The sequence below is a fragment of the Actinoallomurus sp. CA-150999 genome (assembly GCF_050942425.1).
Classification (GTDB): Bacteria; Actinomycetota; Actinomycetes; order Streptosporangiales; family Streptosporangiaceae; genus Actinoallomurus.
In genome coordinates this window covers 7,333,611-7,351,527 of the sequence record NZ_CP192063.1, presented here as the reverse complement: position 1 = coordinate 7,351,527, position 17,917 = coordinate 7,333,611, and the positions used below count along the sequence as shown (strand labels likewise).

Sequence of the window (17,917 nt, the reverse complement as noted above, 5' to 3'; positions counted from 1 at the left end):
GCCTCCTTAATGACTGACGGTAACGGGGATACGGAGTGAGTCGAACACCCTGCGCACGCGAATCCGCAGGTCATCGATGTCGGCGCGCTGTGACCGGTACGCGGCCACGGCCTCGGCGACCGTCCGGCGCCGGAAGCGGACGGACTGGCCGGGGCGGGCCTGCCCCAGCGCGGACAGGCCGGTCGACGTGACGACCGCGAGGACGGGATAGCCGGCGGTGACGCCACGGCCTCGGTGCAGGACGAGCAGTTCGTCGCCCGCGGGCACCTCGACCGCTCCGACGGGCACTCCCCGGGAGAGCACCTCGCCGGTCGCGGTCCGGCGCGGCACGTCGCCGCGCATCCGCAGGCCGATGTGGTCGCTCTGCGGAGTGACGGTGAACTCCGACCGGAACAGCCGGTCCGCCGAATCACCGAACTCGGCCACGTCGGGACCGTCGGTGGCGTCGATCGTCCACGCTTCGCCGAAGCGCGGTACGGACGCGCGCATCCGGAACAGGGGGATCCCGAAGACCGGATGGTCGATCGGCGGGAAGGGGGTACGCACGGCGAGCTCGTCGCCGTCACGCAGCGTGCGCCCGAACCCGAGGATCGTGTCGGGAGCACAGCTGCCCAGCAGGAACGGCGACTCCACCGAACCGTGCACGGCGAGGTAGACGCGGACACCGAGCCTGATGCCGGTGATGCGGATCGTCTCGCCCGCCCGGACGACGACGGGCTCCCACCGCGGGCGCGGGACGCCGTCGACGGTGAGGTCGGCGGGGGCGCCGGTCACGGCGATGAGCACGTCGGCCGAGGGCGTGCAGCCGAAGTCGAACGCCGTGATCTCCAGTAGCGGCACGCGTTCGTCGTTGCCGGCCAGCACGTTGGCGACGCGGGCGGAGTACTGGTCGAGCGCGCCGTTGACCGGCAGACCGTAGCGGGAGTGTCCCAGTCGCCCGAGGTCCTGCACGGCCGAGAGACCGGCGCGGTGGATCGTGAGGGTGTCAGCCACGGGCCACCGCCTCGGCGGTCAGCAGCGCGCCGTCGTGCTCGTGCCACTCCTCGGCGCTGATCGGCACGAACCGGAAGACGTCACCGGGCCGGTACGGGGCCGGCGGCTCGGCGTCGAGGTCGAGGACGCGCAGCGGGGTACGTCCCAGCAGCGGCCACCCGCCCGGCGAACGCATCGGGCAGATGACGGCCTGCCGGCCCGCCACCGCGACCGACCCGGGCGGGACGCTGGTACGCGGAGAGGCCAGCCGCGGGACCGGTTTCGGGAACGCGGGGCCGTCCATCATCGGGGCCCCCACCGGCGCGCCGAGACACCGCACCGTCAGATCCCGGGCGGTGTGCAGCTCGACGACCTCCCGTTCGGTCAGCCCCAGTTGCCGGGCCACCACGGGCAGGTCGGGGCCGTACTCGCCGCCGTAGACCACCGGGACCGTGAACCGCCTGGGCGAGGAGGCCGGCCTCTCGGCGAGCCGTCCGGCCGCGCCGCGCACGGCGCGCTGCACCGTGCCGTGGTCCGTGGCGGAGCAGTCGAACTCGACGAGCAGCGAGTCGTAGGCGGGGACGATGCCGTAGACCCCGTCGGGCCGGGCCGCCTCGATCGCGTCGGCCAGGGCGTGCACGACCTGCCAGGCGTGGTCGGCGGCGCCGGTGGCCTTGACCACGACGGCCGAGTCGCCGCAGTCCGCGATGAGGATGCCGCGGTCCATCTCAGGCATCGGATCGGGGGTCAAGGACGTCGACGAGCGGGGCGATCGTCACGCCCGCCGCGAGCAGTTCCTTGCGGATGAGGTGTGCGAGCGAGATGGCGCCGGGGGTGTCGCCGTGCAGGAGGACGGTGTCGCACGCGACCGGGATCTCGCGACCGCCGACGCTGCGGATCACCCCTTCGGTCACCATCCGGACCGTCCGCTCGCTGATCTCCCGCTCGTCGTGGATGACGGCTCCGGGTTCGCTCCTGGGCACCAGGGTGCCGTCGTCGCGGTAGGCCCGGTCGGCGATCCCGACGATGCCGACCCGCAGGCCACGGGCTCGGGCGGCGTCGGCGAGCTCCCCGTCCTGCGCCAGGACGATCAGCGACCGGTCGAGGGAGGCGACCGCGTCGGCAACGGCGGCCGCGTAGTCCCGCCTCGTCGCGACCAGGTTGCCGAGACGGCCGTGCGGCGCGACGTGCCGTACGCGGGTGCCGTGCGCGGCGGCGAACGCCTGCAGGGCCCCCACCTGGTAGAGGACATCGGTGCGGACCTCGTCCGGCGACAGGTCCATCGCGCGGCGGCCGAATCCGACGAGGTCGGGAAAGCTGGGGTGCGCCCCGACGGCGACGCCGCGCTCGACGCAGTGGCGGACGGTGGCGTCCATGATCCGTGGATCGCCCGCGTGGAAGCCGCAGGCGATGTTGGCCGAGGTGAGGACATCCAGCAGCGCCTCGTCGTCACCCATGGTGTACGCGCCGAACCCTTCGCCGAGGTCGGCCACGAGATCGATCGCGGGTGTCATGTCGTCCTCCGCTCGAAAGGAGAAAAGGGAGATGCGGCTTTTGGAACGGCGACCGGTAATGTGATTTACGCGGCCGTCATGATTCTTTTGGGGGTTCGCCGCAGGGCCGGAATTTGCGTTTCGATGACGGTAATGCTGCGGCATCGACGCATCAAATACGCGTTACGTGTGACGTGATAAGGCCTCGCTATGACAGCGGGGCCGATCTGGGGAGACACGGTCCGTGTCCGACCTCGTACGATGAGCCCTCTGGCCAGGCAGGAGGTCGCCGATGGACACCAGGCGTCTGTACTCGTTCGTCAAGATCGTCGACGCCGGGAGCATCACGCGCGCCGCCGACATCCTGCACATCGCGCAGCCGGCGCTGAGTCATCAGGTCTCCATGCTCGAGACCGAGTTCAAGCAGCAGCTGCTGATCCGGAGCAAGCGCGGGGTGGCGCCGACCGAGGCCGGGCGCGCCCTCTACCAGCACGCCCAGCTGATCCTGCGGCAACTCGAACACGCCCAGGCGGCGGTCGACGTGTGCGGGCGGGCCCCCGCCGGGAGCGTCTCGGTCGGCCTGGCTCCGTACAGCACGGGCGCGGCACTGGCACTGCCGCTGTTGCAGGCCGTGCGCGAGCGCTACCCCGACATCCTCCTGCACATCAACGAGAACTTCGGCGGCGTGATCAGCGAGGCGATCATGACCGGCCGCATGGACATGGCGTTCATCTATGACGCCGGCCCCATCCGCGGCGTCCAGTTCGAGCCGATGCGCACCGAGGACCTGTGCCTGGTCGCCGCGCCGGGCACCCGGCCGGCATCCGAAGGGGACGACGTCTGCATCACGGAGCTGGCCGGCGTGGGCCTGCTGCTGCCGAGCCGCATCCACACCATCCGCCAGGTCGTGGACGCCGCCTTCCACCGGGCCTCACTCGAGCCGAAGGTCGTCGGCGAGATCGAGTCGGTCCTGACCTTGGTGAGCGCCCTCAGCGCGGGGATCGGTGCCACGGTGCTGCCCTGGTCGGCGGCCCAGGCCATCCTCGACGTGCGGAATCTGGTGGTGCGGCGGATCGTCGACCCCGCGATCGAGGTCAAGCTCTCGCTGTGCACGTCCGATCACCAGCCCCTGTCGGAGCCCGCCCTCGCCGTACACGATCTCTTTCACGAGCTGATCCTCGAATTCGGCAGGAATAACGGCGCCCGATGACGTCACACGAATCGGATATTGGTCGGGTCGACTGAGTACTGACTAACGTTTCCACCCTCCGGCAGCAAAAGGCATCATGGGAGCAGTGGATGAAAAGGCGTGTGCTCAGTACTCGTGACCGTCTCCCCGGAGGGGGACTGGCCCGCCTGACATCCCGCACGGACACGAACGTCGTGTCCTGGCCGGGCACGGGCAGACCGGAGCCGGCCGAACTGGCCGAGCTCGCGGGTGGTGTCAGCGCCATCCTGGCGCTCGGCAACGATCGCATCGATGCCCCACTGCTGGACGCGGCCGGCCCGGAGCTGCGGGTGGTCAGCCTGGCCAGCATGGGGTTCGACGGCGTGGACCGGCAGGCCGCCGCCGAGCGCGGGGTCGTGGTCACCCACACGCCGGGGGTGCTGGCCGAGACTACCGCCGATCTGACGTTCGCGCTGATCCTGGCCGCCCGTCGCCGGATCGGCGCCGCCCGTGACGCGCTGCACGCCGGAGCGTGGGACGTGTTCCGGATGGACGACTACCTCGGCCTGGACGTGCACGGCGCGACCCTCGGGCTGGTCGGGTACGGGCAGATCGGCCGGGCGGTGGCCCGGCGCGCCACCGGATTCGGCATGAGGGTGCTGTACCACGATCCGTTCGGCCCGGCCGCCGACGGATCGGCCACCCCGGTCGGGCTGCCACAACTGCTCGCCGAGTCCGACGTCGTCTCGCTGCACGTCCCGCTCACCGACGCCACCCGCCACCTGATCGGCCCGGCGGAGCTCCGCTCCATGAAACCGACCGCGACGCTGATCAACACCTCCCGGGGCGGGGTGGTGGACGAAGCCGCGCTGCTACGCGCCCTCGACGACGGCACCGTTCACTCGGCCGGGCTGGACGTGTACGAACGCGAGCCGCGCGGCGCGGATGTGGCCGATCTGATCGGCCGGCCCGGCCTGTTCGCCCTGCCGCACATCGGCTCGGCCACCGAGACCACCCGCGCCGCGATGGTGGACCTCGCCGTGGACAACGTGCTCGACGTCCTCGACGGACGCCCCGCCCGTACGCCGCTGCCCGGCACGAAGGGGGTGCCGGCATGACGGCCAGTCCGCTGTTCGACATCGAGGGGCGCGTCGCGCTGATCACCGGATCCAGCCGGGGCATCGGCCGCGCGCTCGCCCAAGGGCTGCTGGAAGCCGGCTGCACGGTGGTCCTCAACGGCCGTGACGAGGCGGTCCTGGCGCGGACTCATGCCGAACTGGCCGACAGCGGCAGCGTGTTCGCCCGGGCCTTCGACGTGACCGACTCCGCCGCCGCGGCCGACAACGTCGCCGCGATCGAGGCCGAGGTCGGGCCGATCGACATCCTGGTCAACAACGCCGGGACGCAGCGCCGCGCGCCGCTGGTGGACTTCACCGACGACGACTGGCAGCGGCTGATCGACACCAACCTCACCAGCGCCTTCGTCATGGGCCGGGAGGTCGCCCGCCGGATGACGCCTCGCGGCCACGGAAAGATCATCAACATCTGCTCGGTGCAGAGCGAGACGGTACGGCCCGGCATCGCCCCCTACTCGGCCACCAAGGGCGGGCTGAAGCTGCTGACCAAGGGCATGTGCGCGGACCTCGGCCCATCGGGCATCCAGGTCAACGGGCTGGGGCCGGGCTACTTCGCGACCGAGCTCACCGAGGCGCTCGTCGCGGACGAAGAGTTCAGCGCGTGGGTGCGGGGGCGCACGCCGGCCGGTCGATGGGGCAGGGTCTCCGACCTGATCGGCGCCCTGATCTTCCTGGCGTCGCCCGCGTCCGACTTCGTCAACGGGCAGGTCCTGTACGTCGACGGCGGCATGCTGTCCGTCCTGTGAGGTCTGTGAGGGAGCATCACATGTTCGCGTGCGTCGTCCACAAGGCGGGCGATCTTCGGGTCGAGGAGCTGGACGCCGTCCCTCCCGGCCCGGGGGAGGTCCTCGTGGCCGTCACCCTCGGCGGCATCTGCGGCTCGGACCTGCACTACTTCCACCGCGGCTCGGTGGGGGACTTCCAGGTCCGCGAGCCCCTGGTGCTCGGCCACGAGGTCGTCGGCCGGGTCGCCGCGCTCGGCGCCGGTACAGAGGGCCCGGCGGTCGGCACACCGGTAGCGGTCCATCCGGCCACCCCGTGCGGCGCGTGCCCGGAGTGCGAACGGGGCCGGCGGAACATCTGCGGTCGGGCACGCTACCTCGGCAGCGCCGCACGGATGCCGCACGTGCAGGGCGGTTTCACCCAGCGCCTGGCCGTACCCGCCGACCAGGTACGCGCGCTGCCGGCCGGTCTCGACCCGCGCCGGGCCGTACTCGCCGAGCCGCTGTCCGTCGCCCTGCACGCGGTGCGGCGCGCCGGGGAGGTGGCCGGGAAACGGGTGCTGGTCACCGGTGCCGGTCCCATCGGTTCCCTGGTGGTCGCCGCACTGCGCCACGCGGGAGCCGCCGAGGTGACCGTCAGCGACCTGCTGGACGCTCCGCTGAGCGTCGCCAGGAGCGTCGGCGCCACGGCGACCGTCCGGGCGGACCGTCCCGACGACCCGGCGTGGCCGGAGGACGTCGACGTCGCCATCGAGGCGTCCGGCTCCGGGGCGGGCCTCGGCACCTGCGTACGGCGGGTACGCCGCGGCGGCACGGTCGTCCTCCTCGGCCTGCTCCCACCCGGCGAGACCGGGTTCCTGGGCAACGTGGTCGTCACACGAGAGATCACCATGCTGGGGGCCTTCCGCTTCGACCACGAATTCGACGACGCGCTGTCGCTGCTGGCCTCGGGCCTGAACGTCGATCCGGTCGTCAGCCACACGTTCCCGCTGACCCGCGCGGTCGAAGCGTTCGACCTGGCCGGGGACCGCGCCGTGGCATCGAAGGTCCTGCTGGATCTGGGCGGCTGACCGGGGCGCCGAGCGCAGCCGCGCAGCGCCCCGAGAAGTCGGCCTGAGCGTCCCCAGAAGGCACCACGAATCCGCTCCACCCGACGCTGTGGTGCTTTCGCATGACGGTTCACCGGACAGACGCACTGCCCTCCCGCGAGCGAATCTTGCTCTTGTCTCCGGCGGCCTGGGGTGGCCGCCACAGATCGACGGGAGCGGCATTCGATGTCGGCAATCGCATCCCCTCGCCGGTGGATCACGGCACTCATGGTCACGGCGCTCGCTCTGCTGGGTCTCGGACTCGCCACGGCGCGGCCCGCCCAGGCCTTGGGCGCGGGCAGAGCGTGCATGTTCCGCGCCTCCGAAGGCGCCGCCAATCTCGGTCACGTCGGCTGGGCCTTCCGCGTAGGTCCGGCGGACGACTGGATCTACGGTGCGACCGAGAACGACAGCTGGAACTGGCAGCAGGAAAGCAACTACGCCACCATGCTGAACACCTTCCGCACCACCAACGGACCGCACTACTACGACGATTTCCGGTGCAGGAACACGGGCAACAGCTCGGTGACCGCGGCCAAGAACAAGGTGAACCAGGTCTACGGCCGGCCGTACAACGTCATCAACGACAACTGCCTGACGAGGTCCGTTGAGATCTTCAAGGCCTACGACATCAGCTTCAATAACCTTCCCCCCGCTCAGGGAGAGCCGCCGAACTTGTACTTCGGCATAATGCTGACGGATTTCGAAGGCGACAACTACCTTTGATCCGGACCGGCGCGCCGCCGCCCCGTTCCGCCGTCACCGGTGGACGGGGCGGTGGCGTGCAGCCGTAGCTCGACGTACGTGCCGTCCCCGAGGCCGGACTCCACGGTCCCGCTCCCTCCCGCCTCGGCCATCCTCGCCTCGATCGACTCACGGATCCCGGTGCCGGCCGCCGACGCGTCCGGGACGAACCCGCGGCCGTGATCGAGCACCGTGACGAGGTACTCGCCATCGGTCAGCTCCGCCCGTACCACCGCCCGGTCCACCGCCGCGTGCTTCTGCACGTTGGTCAGGGCCTCACGCGCCGCTCCGACGATCGCTTCGACCGTCGCCACCGACGGCGGCGGCAGTCCCGGCGCCGCCGTACGGAGCTGCTCGGTGTGGAGTTCCACCCGAAGCCCGGCGAGGGTCTTCTCCTCGACCAGCAGCCGAAGGGCCTCTTCGAGGTCGTCGCAGGGTTCGGCCTCGCCGTCCCGGACGAAGGCGCGCAGCCAGCCGGTCTCGGCGACCAGCCGATCGCGCAGGACGCCGTCGAGTCTCCGCTCATCCCGCACGAGGGTCTCAAGGGTCTGGAGGATCCGGTCGTGGAGGAGCCTCGCCTGCCGGGCCCGCTCCTGTTCCCGGGCGCGCCGGCTCTCCTCGTGGGCGAGCCGCGTGCTCAGCCGGTCCAGGTTCCGGCCGTCGCGGCGGAGCGTGTGGGCGACGATGGCGGCGATCGCGATGTTGCAGGCGTAGGTGAGGGAGTTCGGGATGACGTTCCACACGGGGTCGCCGAGCATCGTCAGCGCGGAACCGATGTAGCCGCCCATGAGCAGGCCGGTCCCGCAGGCCAGCGAGAGACCCGGGCGCAGCCTCAACCCGATTCCCACGCTGGTGAGGAGCGAGTAGGGGTACATGAAGTAGCCCCAGCTGTGGGCGTCCTGGCGCCGGGCCAGCACCGCGCCCACGAACAGGCCGGCCACGCACAGACAGACGTCTAATGCGATGAGTGCGGCGGGAGGGACACGACGCCGGCGTACGGCGAGCGCGACGAGGCACAGACTCTCGGCGGTGATCACAGCCGCGAGTGACACCACCGCCAGTGAATGCGGCTGACGAGTCCCGGCGGTGACCACCGCGACCCCGATCTGCACCAGGCCGCCCAGCCGGAACAGGACGAACGCGCGCATGAGGACGCGTTCGGCGTGTTCCGCTCCCGCGCCGGAGGACGGGTGTCCGGCGTCCGCTCGGTTCGCCGGGCTTTCGGCGTCGGATCGGCTCACGGGGCTTCCGGCGTCCGCTCGGTTCGCCGGGCTTTCGGCGTCCGCCCGGTTCACGGGGCCTCCGGCGTCGGCTCGGCTCACGGGGCTTTCGGCGTTGGCTCGGTTCGCCGGGCTTCCGGCCTCGGATCGGCTCACAGGGTGTCCGAGCCTGGCTCCGCGGCACCGGCTCGGCGCAGGGCGGCGCGCGTGAGATCCGCCTTGTTACCGACCTGGAGTTTGGTGCGGATCCGCTCCACATAGGTGTCGACGGTCGACTTGCGGACGTTCATGCGCGTGGCGATCTGGGCGTGGGTGAAGCCGCGGGCGATGTACGACAGCGTCTCCTCTTCCCGGTCGGACAGGCGAGGAACTGCCTCGATCGACGCCGCGGAGGCGGCCAGCTCCGCCTGGAGCAGGTCGGCCAGTTCGGCGGCCAGGAAGAAACCCCCGGCCGCCACCGTCATGACCGCCGAGCGGAACAGCTCGGGCGAGGACGACTTCGTCAGATACCCGGCGGCGCCGGCACGGATGGCGCCGATCACGTCGGCCCGCCGCGCGGACGCCGACATCACCAGCACGGGCAACCGCTCCGCGAACTCGCTGATGGCGGAGATCGAGGGCCGGCCGCCGTCCAGGTAGAGGTCGGCCACCAGCAGGTCGATGCGCGGGTCGTCCCTTAACGCGGCGCGAGCCTCGTCGAGCGAGGCGACGGACGCGGCGACATCGCAGTCGGGGAGGGCGGCGAGCATCGACTTGAGCCCGTGGCGGGCGATCGGGTGATCATCGAGAACCGCGATATGGAGCACGCCCACTCCGTCCGTCGCCGTCGCACCGCGTCGATTATCGCCTCTCGGCGTAGGGGAGGCCAGCCGATTACAGCCGCCGGCCGTGGGCGGCGGCCTCCTCCTCCAGGCATCGCCGGGCGTCGTCGGTCAGCGGCTCGTACCGCAGTTCCCGGCCGGGCCGCCACCAGACCTCGCCGCCGCGCCAGCCCGCCCGGCGCAGCGGCCCCTTGTCGACCTTGTTGGTGGCGGTGAGCGGCATGGCGGGCACGATCCGCACGAACCTCGGCGCCCACTTGGTGCCCAGGTCCGCCCGGCCCGCCAGGAACTCCGCGAACGCCTCCGGCGCGAACAGGCCGTCCAGCTCCAGGGCGGCCATCACCTGGTCGCCCGTACGCGGGTCGGGCACCGGATACACCGCGCACATCACCACGGGCGGCCAGCGGGACAGGATGCGCTCGACCGGCGCGGCGGCGAAGTTCTCGCCGTCCACGCGGAGCCGGTCGCCGCCCCGGCCCGCGAAGTAGAAGAAGCCGTCGGCGTCGCGGTAGCCGAGGTCGCCGCTCCAGTAGACGCCGTCGCGCAGCCGCTCGGCGTCGGCGGCGGGGTTGCGGTAGTAGCCCTCGAAGGTGACGCGACGGGCGATGATCTCGCCGATGGCCTCGTCCCCGTTGAGCAGTTCGCCGTCCGGGCCGAAGCGCGCCGGGGGACACTCCTCGCCGGTCGCGGGGTCGGCGACGGCGACGTCGGCGCCGCCCGGCGGCAGGCCCAGCGCGTCCGGCGGACTGTCCGGCGTCTTGCGGAGGGAGATCGCGCCCTCGCTCGACCCGTACGACTCGATCAGCCGGCAGCCGAACCGCCCGGCGAAGTCCGCCATGTCCCGGGCGGACGCCTCGGTCCCGAACGCCACCTCCAGAGGGTTGTCGGCGTCGTCGTCGCGGCGGGGCGTGGCGAGGATGTACGCGAGCGCGCGGCCGACGTAGTTGAAGTAGGTGACGCCGTAGCGCCGGACGTCGGGCAGGAACCCGGACGCGGAGAACCTGCGGCGCAGGGCGACGGCCGCTCCGGCACCGGTCGCCATCGCGAGGTTCGCCATGACCGCGTTGCCGTGGAACAGCGGCATGGCGGCGTACGTGACCGAGCCCGCGGTGATGCCGAAGGCGGGGGCCTGCCGGGCGATCGCGGCGAGGCGGCCCTGACCGCAGACGACCGCCTTGGGAGCGCCGGTCGATCCGGACGTGAACAGCAGGAGCAGGGGGTCGCGGGGCTGCGGCTCGGCAGCCGGGACCGGCTCCGCCGAGGCGAACAGGCCGGTGTGCCTCGCCGGGGCGAGTAGATCGGCGTGCTTCGCCGAGGCGAGCAGGTCGGCGTGGCCGGGGTCGTCGACGCGCAGCACGCGTCCGGGCGGCACACCGGTGTCGAGCCCGTCGAGCAGCGCGGCGTGCGCGGTGTCGGTGACGATGACCTGGCAGTCGGTGTGCCGGATGTCGTGGGCCAGCTCCCGGCCCCGGCGCGTCGGGTTGATGCCCACGATCACCGAGCCGGACAGCGCCGCACCGCCGATCCAGAACACGTAGTCGGGGACGTTGTCCAGCAGCACGCCGATGTGCGGAGGCCGCCCCGCGGTCAGGAGGTGCCGGGCGAGCGCGGCGCGGCGCCGGGACTCCCGTACGACGTCCGCCCAGGTGTGACGCTCTTCCTCGAAGAGCAGGCCGGTCCCGCCGTCGCCGGCGCGGTCCAGCAGCACACGCGCGAACGTCTCCATCGAGACGTGTCTACCAAGCGGTTGTTTTGATCGGCAAGAGTGACCTTCGTCGCGTCCGGAACCGGTCGCTCCACGGAATACCGCAGGTCGGCCCGGCATTGAACCAGTAGATCGTCAATTTGACGATATCCCACTGAAATGGGCAGGATTAATGACATGGACAGCTACCTCGTGACGCGCAGGCACATCGACCTGCTCCGTGTCACGTCCATGAGCTGTCGGCCGTGCTTCGGCCGCCCCGTCATCCCGTGACGGGGCGCTTTTACGGGTCTGAACACATCCTGAGATGACCGTCGGCGTCCTGCGACGCCGACGTCTTTTCGCCGCGCCATGCCGTCGCCATCGGCGCGGGCACTCACACGCTTAACCCTGGAGGAGAACTCCCATGCGTCCGTTGCGAGCCCTCGCGGCCACCGCCGTCACCGTCATCGCCGCCAGTGCCATGACGGCGTGCGGCGGAAGCGGCCCGAAGGCGTCCGCCGACAACCCGTACAAGCTGCTCCAGCCGGGTGTGCTCCGCACGGCCACCCTGACCGACGCGCCGCCGAACGTCTTCCTGAAGAACGGTAAGTTCACCGGATTCGACAACGACCTGCTGACCGCGGTCGCCGCCAAGGTCGGACTGAAGGTGCAGTTCGCGGGCACCGACTTCTCGGCCCTGCTGTCGCAGGTGGCGAACCACAAGTACGACGCCGGCAGCTCGTCGATCACCATCACCGACGCCCGCAAGAAGACCGTGGCCTTCACCAACGGCTACGACTTCGGCTACTTCGGCCTCGACGTGCCGGCCGGCTCGCAGATCAAGAGCTTCGACCAGCTCAAGGGCAAGCGCGTCGTCGTCGTCCAGGGAACCGTCCAGGACGACTACGCCACCAAGCAGGGCCTCAACCCCGTCCGCGTGCCCGACTACAACGGCGCGCTCAACCAGCTGAAGTCCAAGACCGCCGACGCCTGGGTCGCTCCCGCCGAGATCGGCGAGAAGACCGCCAAGGACAGCGGCGGCAAGGTCGTCGTCGCCGCGAAGCAGCTCAGCTCCGAGCCCACCGCGTTCGCCGTCGCCAAGGACAACCCCAAGCTGACCGAGGCGCTGAACAAGGGCCTCGACGAGGTCATCAAGGACGGCACCTGGACCAAGCTGCAGGAGCAGTACTACCCCGGCCGTCCGGTGCCGAAGGAGTTCAAGCCCGGCAGCGGCTCGGTGACCTTCCCGCCGGTCCAGGTCTCGGGGGCGCCGGCCGCGTCCCCGTCGGCCTGACCGGTCGATCGAGACGGACGCGCGCGGGCTGATGGGAGAAGGTAGATGGACCTGACGACCTTGTGGGACACCTTCTTCAACTGGCAATCGATGCGGCAGGCCCTGCCCGACATGCTCAAGACGGGCCTGCCGAACACCCTGATCCTGTCGATCATCTCCGCGTTGATCGGCACGGTGCTCGGGATGCTGCTGGCGATGGCCGGCATCTCCCGGCACCGCTGGCTGCGCTGGCCCGCGCGCGTCTACACCGACATCTTCCGCGGCCTGCCGGCCGTGGTCACGATCCTGCTGATCGGCGTCGGCCTGTCGCAGATCGGGATGAAGGTGTGGGGGCCCAACCCGTACCCGCTCGGCATCCTCGCCCTGTCGCTCATCGCGACCGCCTACATCGGGGAGATCTTCCGCTCGGGCATCCAGAGCGTCGACCCGGGGCAGCTCGAAGGGTCCCGGGCGCTCGGCTTCTCCTACTCGGCCGCCATGCTGCTCGTGATCATCCCGCAGGGCATACGACGAGTGCTGCCCGCCTGGGTGAACCAGCTGATCGCACTGATCAAGGACTCCAGCCTCGTGTACTTCCTCGGCCTGGCGGCCGGCCAGCGCGAGCTGTTCCGGATCGGGCAGGACGCCGCCGCGAACACCGGCAACGAGTCGGCGCTGCTGCTGGCCGGCATCTTCTACCTGATCCTCACCGTGCCGCTGACCCACTTCGTGAACTTCGTCGACCACCGGCTGCGCCAGGGCCGCCGCACGAGGACCGGGCCCCCGGACGAGCCGCTGACGGTGGCCGGCGAGACGCCGCTTCCCGCGACCAGTGAGGGCACGAAATGACCGAAGAGCAGCGTGCGGCCGTGCAGGAGGAGACGTTCTCCTCGGTCAGCCTGGCCACCCGCGACATCCACCTGGCGTTCGGGCACAACCGGGTGCTGCGTGGCGTCGACCTCGACGTCGGCAAGGGCCAGACCGCGTGCGTCATCGGCCCGTCCGGCTCGGGCAAGTCGACGTTCCTGCGGACCATCAACCGGCTGATCGAACCCGACAAGGGCGACATCCTCCTCGACGGTGAGAGCGTTCTGAACCGCGACCCCGACCGGCTGCGGCAGCAGGTCGGCATGGTGTTCCAGCAGTTCAACCTGTTCCCGCACATGAACGTCCTGCGCAACCTCATGCTGCCGCTACGCCGGATCCGCAAGCTGTCCGCCGACGAGGCCGAGCAGGTCGCCCGCCACCAACTGGAGCTCGTCGGACTGGCCGACAAGGCCGGCTCCCGGCCGGGCCACCTGTCCGGTGGCCAGCAGCAGCGCGTGGCGATCGCCCGTGCCCTCGCCATGCGGCCGCAGGTCATGCTGTTCGACGAGGCCACCTCCGCCCTCGACCCCGAACTCGTCAAGGGCGTCCTGAGCCTGATGGCCGACCTGTCCAAGCAGGGCATGACCATGGTCGTCGTCACCCACGAGATGGGCTTCGCCCGCGAGGCCTCCGACACCGTGGTCTTCCTCGACCAGGGCGTCGCCGTCGAGTCCGGCCCGCCCGAGAAGCTCTTCGACACCCCGGACAGCCCGAGGCTCCGCCAGTTCCTCAGCGACGTCCTCTGACGGCGGCCAGAGCACTCCGGATGGATCCACTGGCGATTGCTGTCGACCCATGACGGCAATCACCAGTGGATCGCTGTCTAATCGTTCGGTGGTTCGTCTTCCAGGGCGGCCTCGAGGTTCCTCGCGCGAGGCATACCGCGTTGGTACTGGGCGATCCATGTTCTTCCCTCGGCGGCGATCCCCTCTAGGACGTGCAGAGTGCGGTGCAGACCTGCGGCATCCAGGGTCGCCTGTGAAACCGTTCCTGGAGTCTCACCGTCCTCGAGTTCCTCCGTACCTGGTTCCACCACCGGGATATTGATCTCCTGCCCGTTGACGAGGGTGAGTTCGAAAGTCCGGTCATCGCGGCCAGCCTGGATCGCCCGTACCGCCGCAACCGCTTCGTAGCGGTAGTTGATCCGTTCCTGGTCGTGAAATGTGCCGTGCTCGAAGTCGAGGCTGACGGTGAACTGGCGAACCCCATCCGAGGTGAGGAGGAAAAGGAGAAGCCGATAGGCCATGTAGCGCCAAGGACCGCTCCGTACTCGTGCGCGTCTGGTCGATCCGGTCGCCGGTGCTTCGATGAAGGCGTAAGCGATGACGTTGCTCATGGCCAGCCGGTAGTGCTGCAAGGCCTCATTCAGCAGGACCTTCCGGTCGTAGTCCAGCCACGCGGCCATCTCCTGGTCTTCGGGTTTGTCGGCCAGTTTCTCTCGCCACCGGGCGAGGGCCGCAGCGTCGTCGGCCAACGTATGCTTGCTCTCCGCCGTGTCGGCGGCGTGCCGCCAACGCTCCAGGATGATGTGCAGCCAGGCATGAGTGGCGAGCCACCCGCCCCCGAGGCCGAGGGCCGTCGAAAGGGTTGCCCTCAGGGGACTGACCTGTACCGCGTCGCCCACTGCCCAGATTCCCCCGCCGGCGAGGGCGGCGGCGCCCAAGATCACCGTGGCTTTTGTGGGCGTGGGCGTCGAGAGTGCCTCCCGGTAGTCCCACAGAGTGCCCTTTTCCCAACGTTGTTTGATAACACCGACCCGGTGTCTGATCAGCCAGGCGATCTGTTCGACGCCGGTCCTCTGTTCCCGGTAGGTCTCGACGACCTCATCGCGGATACTCCTGCGGATTCCCGAGGTCGCATGGAGCCAGACGCTGCGCTCCACGCCGCGCGGGACGTATGTGGCGAAGTAGTGGTCGAACCGCTGGTCCACCTTCCTCGCGAAGCCGCCAGGCGGTGCGTTGGTCCCGTGATGCTGAGGGGCGTACTCCTGGTCCCTTGCGCGGCGTCGCACCGTGCGGAAGCGCCATTCGACGCCGCTGCGGGCGCCGATGTACCCACCGCTGATGCTCAGTAAGTATGCGAAGAGCGCAGCAAACCGCCCTGCCTGTGCCAGCAGGTAACCGATATAGATCGTTGTCACACCCAGGACGGCCGTCGCAGCCACGGCTTGTATCTGGATGGTGAGGGGTGCGGCGGTCGGCTGCACGGTGCGTTCCCGAGGCCCGGCCGGATTCGGCTCGAAGAACTTCCAGACCCGTTTGACTCGATCGTCGGCCAGCTGCTCTTGTTTGGCCTGCTTCAGAGCACGGCCCCACATCCGGTCCTCGATCGGCCCGTCCAGAAACACGGCCATGTGCCGGAGGATCAGGGCGCGCTGCGTTTCAGCGAGATCGTCGAACTCCTTCAGCGGGACATCAAGATCTTCCTTGGAGTCCTGTGCGGCCTTCAACAGGCGGTGGATGGCCTTTACGCCGTCCGCCCATTCATCGCTTTTGGCGATGGGGCATGTGTTCTTCGGGTCGCACAGCATGGTTGTCTCACCCTCCGACAGCTCATGCAGCGTTCTGCCGCTGACCAGAGCAAGCAGCCAGTAAAACCGCACTCGGTTGTTGACGTATTCGGTCATGGCGGCCTCGTGGATGAGCTCCCGTGCTGCTTCCGGCCTGCCGCCGTCGAGGTAATGGACGCCCTTCTCGAACTTTTCCTGAGGCGAGGCGTCCGGGGCGATCACGTATGTCTTGATGTCGCCGTGGACAGTGCCCGCCTGTACGCCGATGAACGCCGAGTCCCCGGCGACGTTCGTCGTGGTGGCGTCCGGATTCGTCATCAGAGGCTCTTGGCCAGGGTGATGATGGTTGCCACTTCTGCGGCCAGATCGGCCACGTCGCCGATGAGCCCGCGCAGCTTCTTGAGCGCCAGCACCAGCCTTCCCCTGCTCTGCGGCGTGTTCGTCTGCAGCGCCGCGTCGGCCTCGGTGAGTTCCGCCTCCGCTGCCGTAAAGGTGTCCTCGTCCAGGTGGCCGACCGCCCGTGCCCGCTGGAGCCGGGAGCGAAGGTCGGCGAGCGCCTGTGCGAGATCGGTCGGCGGGATTGGCTCGGGGCTGATCCGGATCCCGCCATGTACGGTGCCGGCCTGCACCATCACGCGCGCGTTGTCCTTCGCGACGTTCCGGGTCGTATGCATCGTGGGGCTCCTCCCCGTTTCGGGTGCCGTGGACTGGGCGTCGTCCTGGTCCTCGGTGGCAAGATCCTCGGCCAGGGCAGCGGCGAACGCGGCCGCGTTGGCCACCGCCCGTGGCTGCCACTGCTCGCGATCCGTGTCCTCCTTGGTGCCGTCGGCCCCGTCGCTGATCCCTCGGATCACGACCACCGGCAGCTTCCCGTTGAGATGGCCGGCCTGTGCTACACCGGCGCCTTCCATCTCGATCGCGAGTGCGTCGTTGTAGTTCGACTCGAGCCAGCGAGCGTGCCCGGAGACCCGGGAATTCAGAACCACCTCGCCGGCGGCGATCGGGCCGAAGTGGACCGCAGGAGCCCGGCTGTGAGCGGGAAGGCCACGCGCCCAGGAACCGGTGCGGGCGATGTGCCGGGCGATCTGGTCGGCGCTGTGCGAGGTCTCCCAGACGCGGGGACGGCTTTTGAGTCCGTCGTCCTCGCTCGTTCCCCCGTGGAACGCGTAGACATGCGTCGCTACGACCACGTCTCCGAGCGCGAGGCTGGAGCGCCGAGCGCCCGCCACACCGACGAAGAGCAGGGCGGCAGGTGTGAATTCGTTGATGGCGCGTTCGGCTAGCACCGCCGCGGACTGGTTGCCCTTGCCGACAAGGGCCAGAGCCACCTGGCACCGGCCGTCGGCGAGTCGGCCGACTTCAAAGCGGGTGCCCTGCGGATGCCGGTGCAGCTGCGGGTCGACCAGTTTCTCCCGGACGGCCTGGTACTCCAGGTCCAGCGCTGTGAGGATCACGATCGGGCGTCGGCTCACTTCGGCACTCCTTTCACGCTCGACGACTCGGCTGGCCGGACCATCGGTGGATACAGGACCTCACGCGGTCCGGCCTTGAACAGCCGCGCGGGTCGTCCGGTAGCGGATTTCCGTGCCGCCCCGACCGGGACGATGAATCCGTCGGTCTTCTGCACCTTGCGGTAGAAATTCCGGGGGTCGAGGGAGAGCCCCCATACCGCCTCGTACACCTCTTGGAGCTCGCTGATCGTGAAGGTCGGCCCGCAGAAGGCCGTCGCGAGCGCGGAATGCTCGAGCTTGGCGCGTGCGCGGTCGACGCCGTCCGTGACGATTTGCCGGTGATCGAACGCGAGCTCCAGTTCCCCGGAGAGCACCTGCTCGGCCCGTTGCCAACTCGCGTCGGCCGCATCCGTTCCGGCGGTCGGGTCCGGCAGTCGAGGCGCGATCGCCAAGTAGGCCACGGACACCACCCGGCCGCGAGGATCGCGGCCGGGGTCGCCATAGACGCCCAGCTGCTCAAGCCGAAGCGTCTCGACGTCAAGGTCGGCCTCCTCAGACAGCTCCCGGTGAGCGGCGGCGGTGATGTCCTCTTCGGCATGCCAGAGGAAGCCGCCCGGCAGCGCCAGGGCGCCCTTGTGCGGCTGGTGCCCACGCTCGACCAGTAGGACGTGCAGGCGTGACTCGCGCAACGTCAAGATCACCAGGTCGACGGCGAGCATGACGACCGGGTGCGCCCGCTGGTCATCGGTCATGAGGGAGAAGCTAG

Annotated in this window: 17 protein-coding genes; 8 read left to right on the top strand and 9 right to left on the bottom strand. The window is 69.8% G+C overall.

Features of this window, described 5'->3' with window-relative positions; all coding sequences use genetic code 11:
- Window positions 1–6: 6 nt before the first annotated feature.
- From ACQP2O_RS33960 to ACQP2O_RS33950, 3 genes are read right to left on the bottom strand one after another with little or no spacing between them, the layout of a single operon-like run.
- On the bottom strand, window positions 7–993 hold the full coding sequence (locus ACQP2O_RS33960; protein WP_433172270.1) for a biotin-dependent carboxyltransferase family protein: 987 nt from the start codon (window positions 991–993) through the stop codon (window positions 7–9).
- Entirely contained in the window at window positions 986–1,708 is a 723-nt protein-coding gene (locus tag ACQP2O_RS33955) for a 5-oxoprolinase subunit B family protein (RefSeq protein WP_433172268.1), read from the bottom strand. The genes ACQP2O_RS33960 and ACQP2O_RS33955 overlap by 8 nt, the downstream gene beginning before the upstream one ends.
- A complete protein-coding gene (locus ACQP2O_RS33950; protein ID WP_433172267.1) occupies window positions 1,701–2,486 on the bottom strand; it encodes a LamB/YcsF family protein in 786 nt (261 codons plus the stop codon). The genes ACQP2O_RS33955 and ACQP2O_RS33950 overlap by 8 nt, the downstream gene beginning before the upstream one ends.
- Window positions 2,487–2,757: 271 nt before the next feature.
- On the opposite strand from ACQP2O_RS33950, the gene nac reads away from it, so the two are divergent.
- From nac to ACQP2O_RS33925, 5 genes are all read left to right on the top strand, one after another.
- Entirely contained in the window at window positions 2,758–3,675 is a 918-nt protein-coding gene (gene nac / locus ACQP2O_RS33945) for a nitrogen assimilation transcriptional regulator NAC (protein WP_433172265.1), read from the top strand.
- A gap of 89 nt (window positions 3,676–3,764) precedes the next feature.
- Entirely contained in the window at window positions 3,765–4,751 is a 987-nt protein-coding gene (locus tag ACQP2O_RS33940; RefSeq protein ID WP_433172263.1) for a 2-hydroxyacid dehydrogenase, read from the top strand.
- Window positions 4,748–5,515 carry a glucose 1-dehydrogenase gene (locus ACQP2O_RS33935; protein WP_433172261.1) on the top strand — a complete coding sequence of 256 codons (768 nt, stop codon included), beginning with the start codon at window positions 4,748–4,750 and terminating at the stop codon, window positions 5,513–5,515. The genes ACQP2O_RS33940 and ACQP2O_RS33935 overlap by 4 nt, the downstream gene beginning before the upstream one ends.
- Window positions 5,516–5,535: 20 nt before the next feature.
- Entirely contained in the window at window positions 5,536–6,561 is a 1,026-nt protein-coding gene (locus ACQP2O_RS33930; protein WP_433172259.1) for an L-idonate 5-dehydrogenase, read from the top strand.
- 246 nt (window positions 6,562–6,807) lie between these two features.
- A complete protein-coding gene (locus tag ACQP2O_RS33925; protein ID WP_433172257.1) occupies window positions 6,808–7,305 on the top strand; it encodes a hypothetical protein in 498 nt (165 codons plus the stop codon).
- On the opposite strand, the gene ACQP2O_RS33920 is transcribed toward ACQP2O_RS33925, so the two are convergent.
- From ACQP2O_RS33920 to ACQP2O_RS33910, 3 genes are all read right to left on the bottom strand, one after another.
- Window positions 7,296–8,564 carry a sensor histidine kinase gene (locus tag ACQP2O_RS33920; protein ID WP_433172255.1) on the bottom strand — a complete coding sequence of 423 codons (1,269 nt, stop codon included), beginning with the start codon at window positions 8,562–8,564 and terminating at the stop codon, window positions 7,296–7,298. The two genes, ACQP2O_RS33925 and ACQP2O_RS33920, sit on opposite strands and share 10 nt — an antisense overlap.
- A gap of 131 nt (window positions 8,565–8,695) precedes the next feature.
- Window positions 8,696–9,349, bottom strand: a complete 654-nt coding sequence (locus ACQP2O_RS33915) for a response regulator (RefSeq protein WP_433172253.1) — start codon at window positions 9,347–9,349, stop codon at window positions 8,696–8,698.
- A gap of 67 nt (window positions 9,350–9,416) precedes the next feature.
- Window positions 9,417–11,090 carry an AMP-binding protein gene (locus ACQP2O_RS33910; RefSeq protein WP_433172251.1) on the bottom strand — a complete coding sequence of 558 codons (1,674 nt, stop codon included), beginning with the start codon at window positions 11,088–11,090 and terminating at the stop codon, window positions 9,417–9,419.
- 385 nt (window positions 11,091–11,475) lie between these two features.
- Here ACQP2O_RS33910 and ACQP2O_RS33905 point away from each other — a divergent pair, with 385 nt between their 5' ends.
- Genes ACQP2O_RS33905 through ACQP2O_RS33895 form a run of 3 tightly spaced genes read left to right on the top strand, consistent with a single transcriptional unit; the run spans window position 11,476 to window position 13,937 of the window.
- Window positions 11,476–12,345: an ABC transporter substrate-binding protein gene (locus ACQP2O_RS33905; RefSeq protein ID WP_433172249.1), complete on the top strand. Its 870-nt coding sequence runs from the start codon at window positions 11,476–11,478 to the stop codon at window positions 12,343–12,345.
- 45 nt (window positions 12,346–12,390) lie between these two features.
- Window positions 12,391–13,173 carry an amino acid ABC transporter permease gene (locus tag ACQP2O_RS33900; protein ID WP_433172247.1) on the top strand — a complete coding sequence of 261 codons (783 nt, stop codon included), beginning with the start codon at window positions 12,391–12,393 and terminating at the stop codon, window positions 13,171–13,173.
- On the top strand, window positions 13,170–13,937 hold the full coding sequence (locus ACQP2O_RS33895) for an amino acid ABC transporter ATP-binding protein (protein WP_433172245.1): 768 nt from the start codon (window positions 13,170–13,172) through the stop codon (window positions 13,935–13,937). The genes ACQP2O_RS33900 and ACQP2O_RS33895 overlap by 4 nt, the downstream gene beginning before the upstream one ends.
- Before the next feature lie 77 nt (window positions 13,938–14,014).
- Here ACQP2O_RS33895 and ACQP2O_RS33890 read toward each other — a convergent pair whose 3' ends face one another.
- The 3 genes from ACQP2O_RS33890 to ACQP2O_RS33880 are packed head-to-tail and all read right to left on the bottom strand — an operon-like array spanning window position 14,015 to window position 17,903.
- On the bottom strand, window positions 14,015–16,018 hold the full coding sequence (locus tag ACQP2O_RS33890) for a hypothetical protein (RefSeq protein ID WP_433172244.1): 2,004 nt from the start codon (window positions 16,016–16,018) through the stop codon (window positions 14,015–14,017).
- Window positions 16,018–17,172 carry a 5'-methylthioadenosine/S-adenosylhomocysteine nucleosidase gene (locus ACQP2O_RS33885; protein WP_433172242.1) on the bottom strand — a complete coding sequence of 385 codons (1,155 nt, stop codon included), beginning with the start codon at window positions 17,170–17,172 and terminating at the stop codon, window positions 16,018–16,020. The genes ACQP2O_RS33890 and ACQP2O_RS33885 overlap by 1 nt, the downstream gene beginning before the upstream one ends.
- On the bottom strand, window positions 17,169–17,903 hold the full coding sequence (locus ACQP2O_RS33880) for an NUDIX hydrolase (RefSeq protein ID WP_433172240.1): 735 nt from the start codon (window positions 17,901–17,903) through the stop codon (window positions 17,169–17,171). The genes ACQP2O_RS33885 and ACQP2O_RS33880 overlap by 4 nt, the downstream gene beginning before the upstream one ends.
- Between the last annotated feature and the right edge of the window lie 14 nt (window positions 17,904–17,917).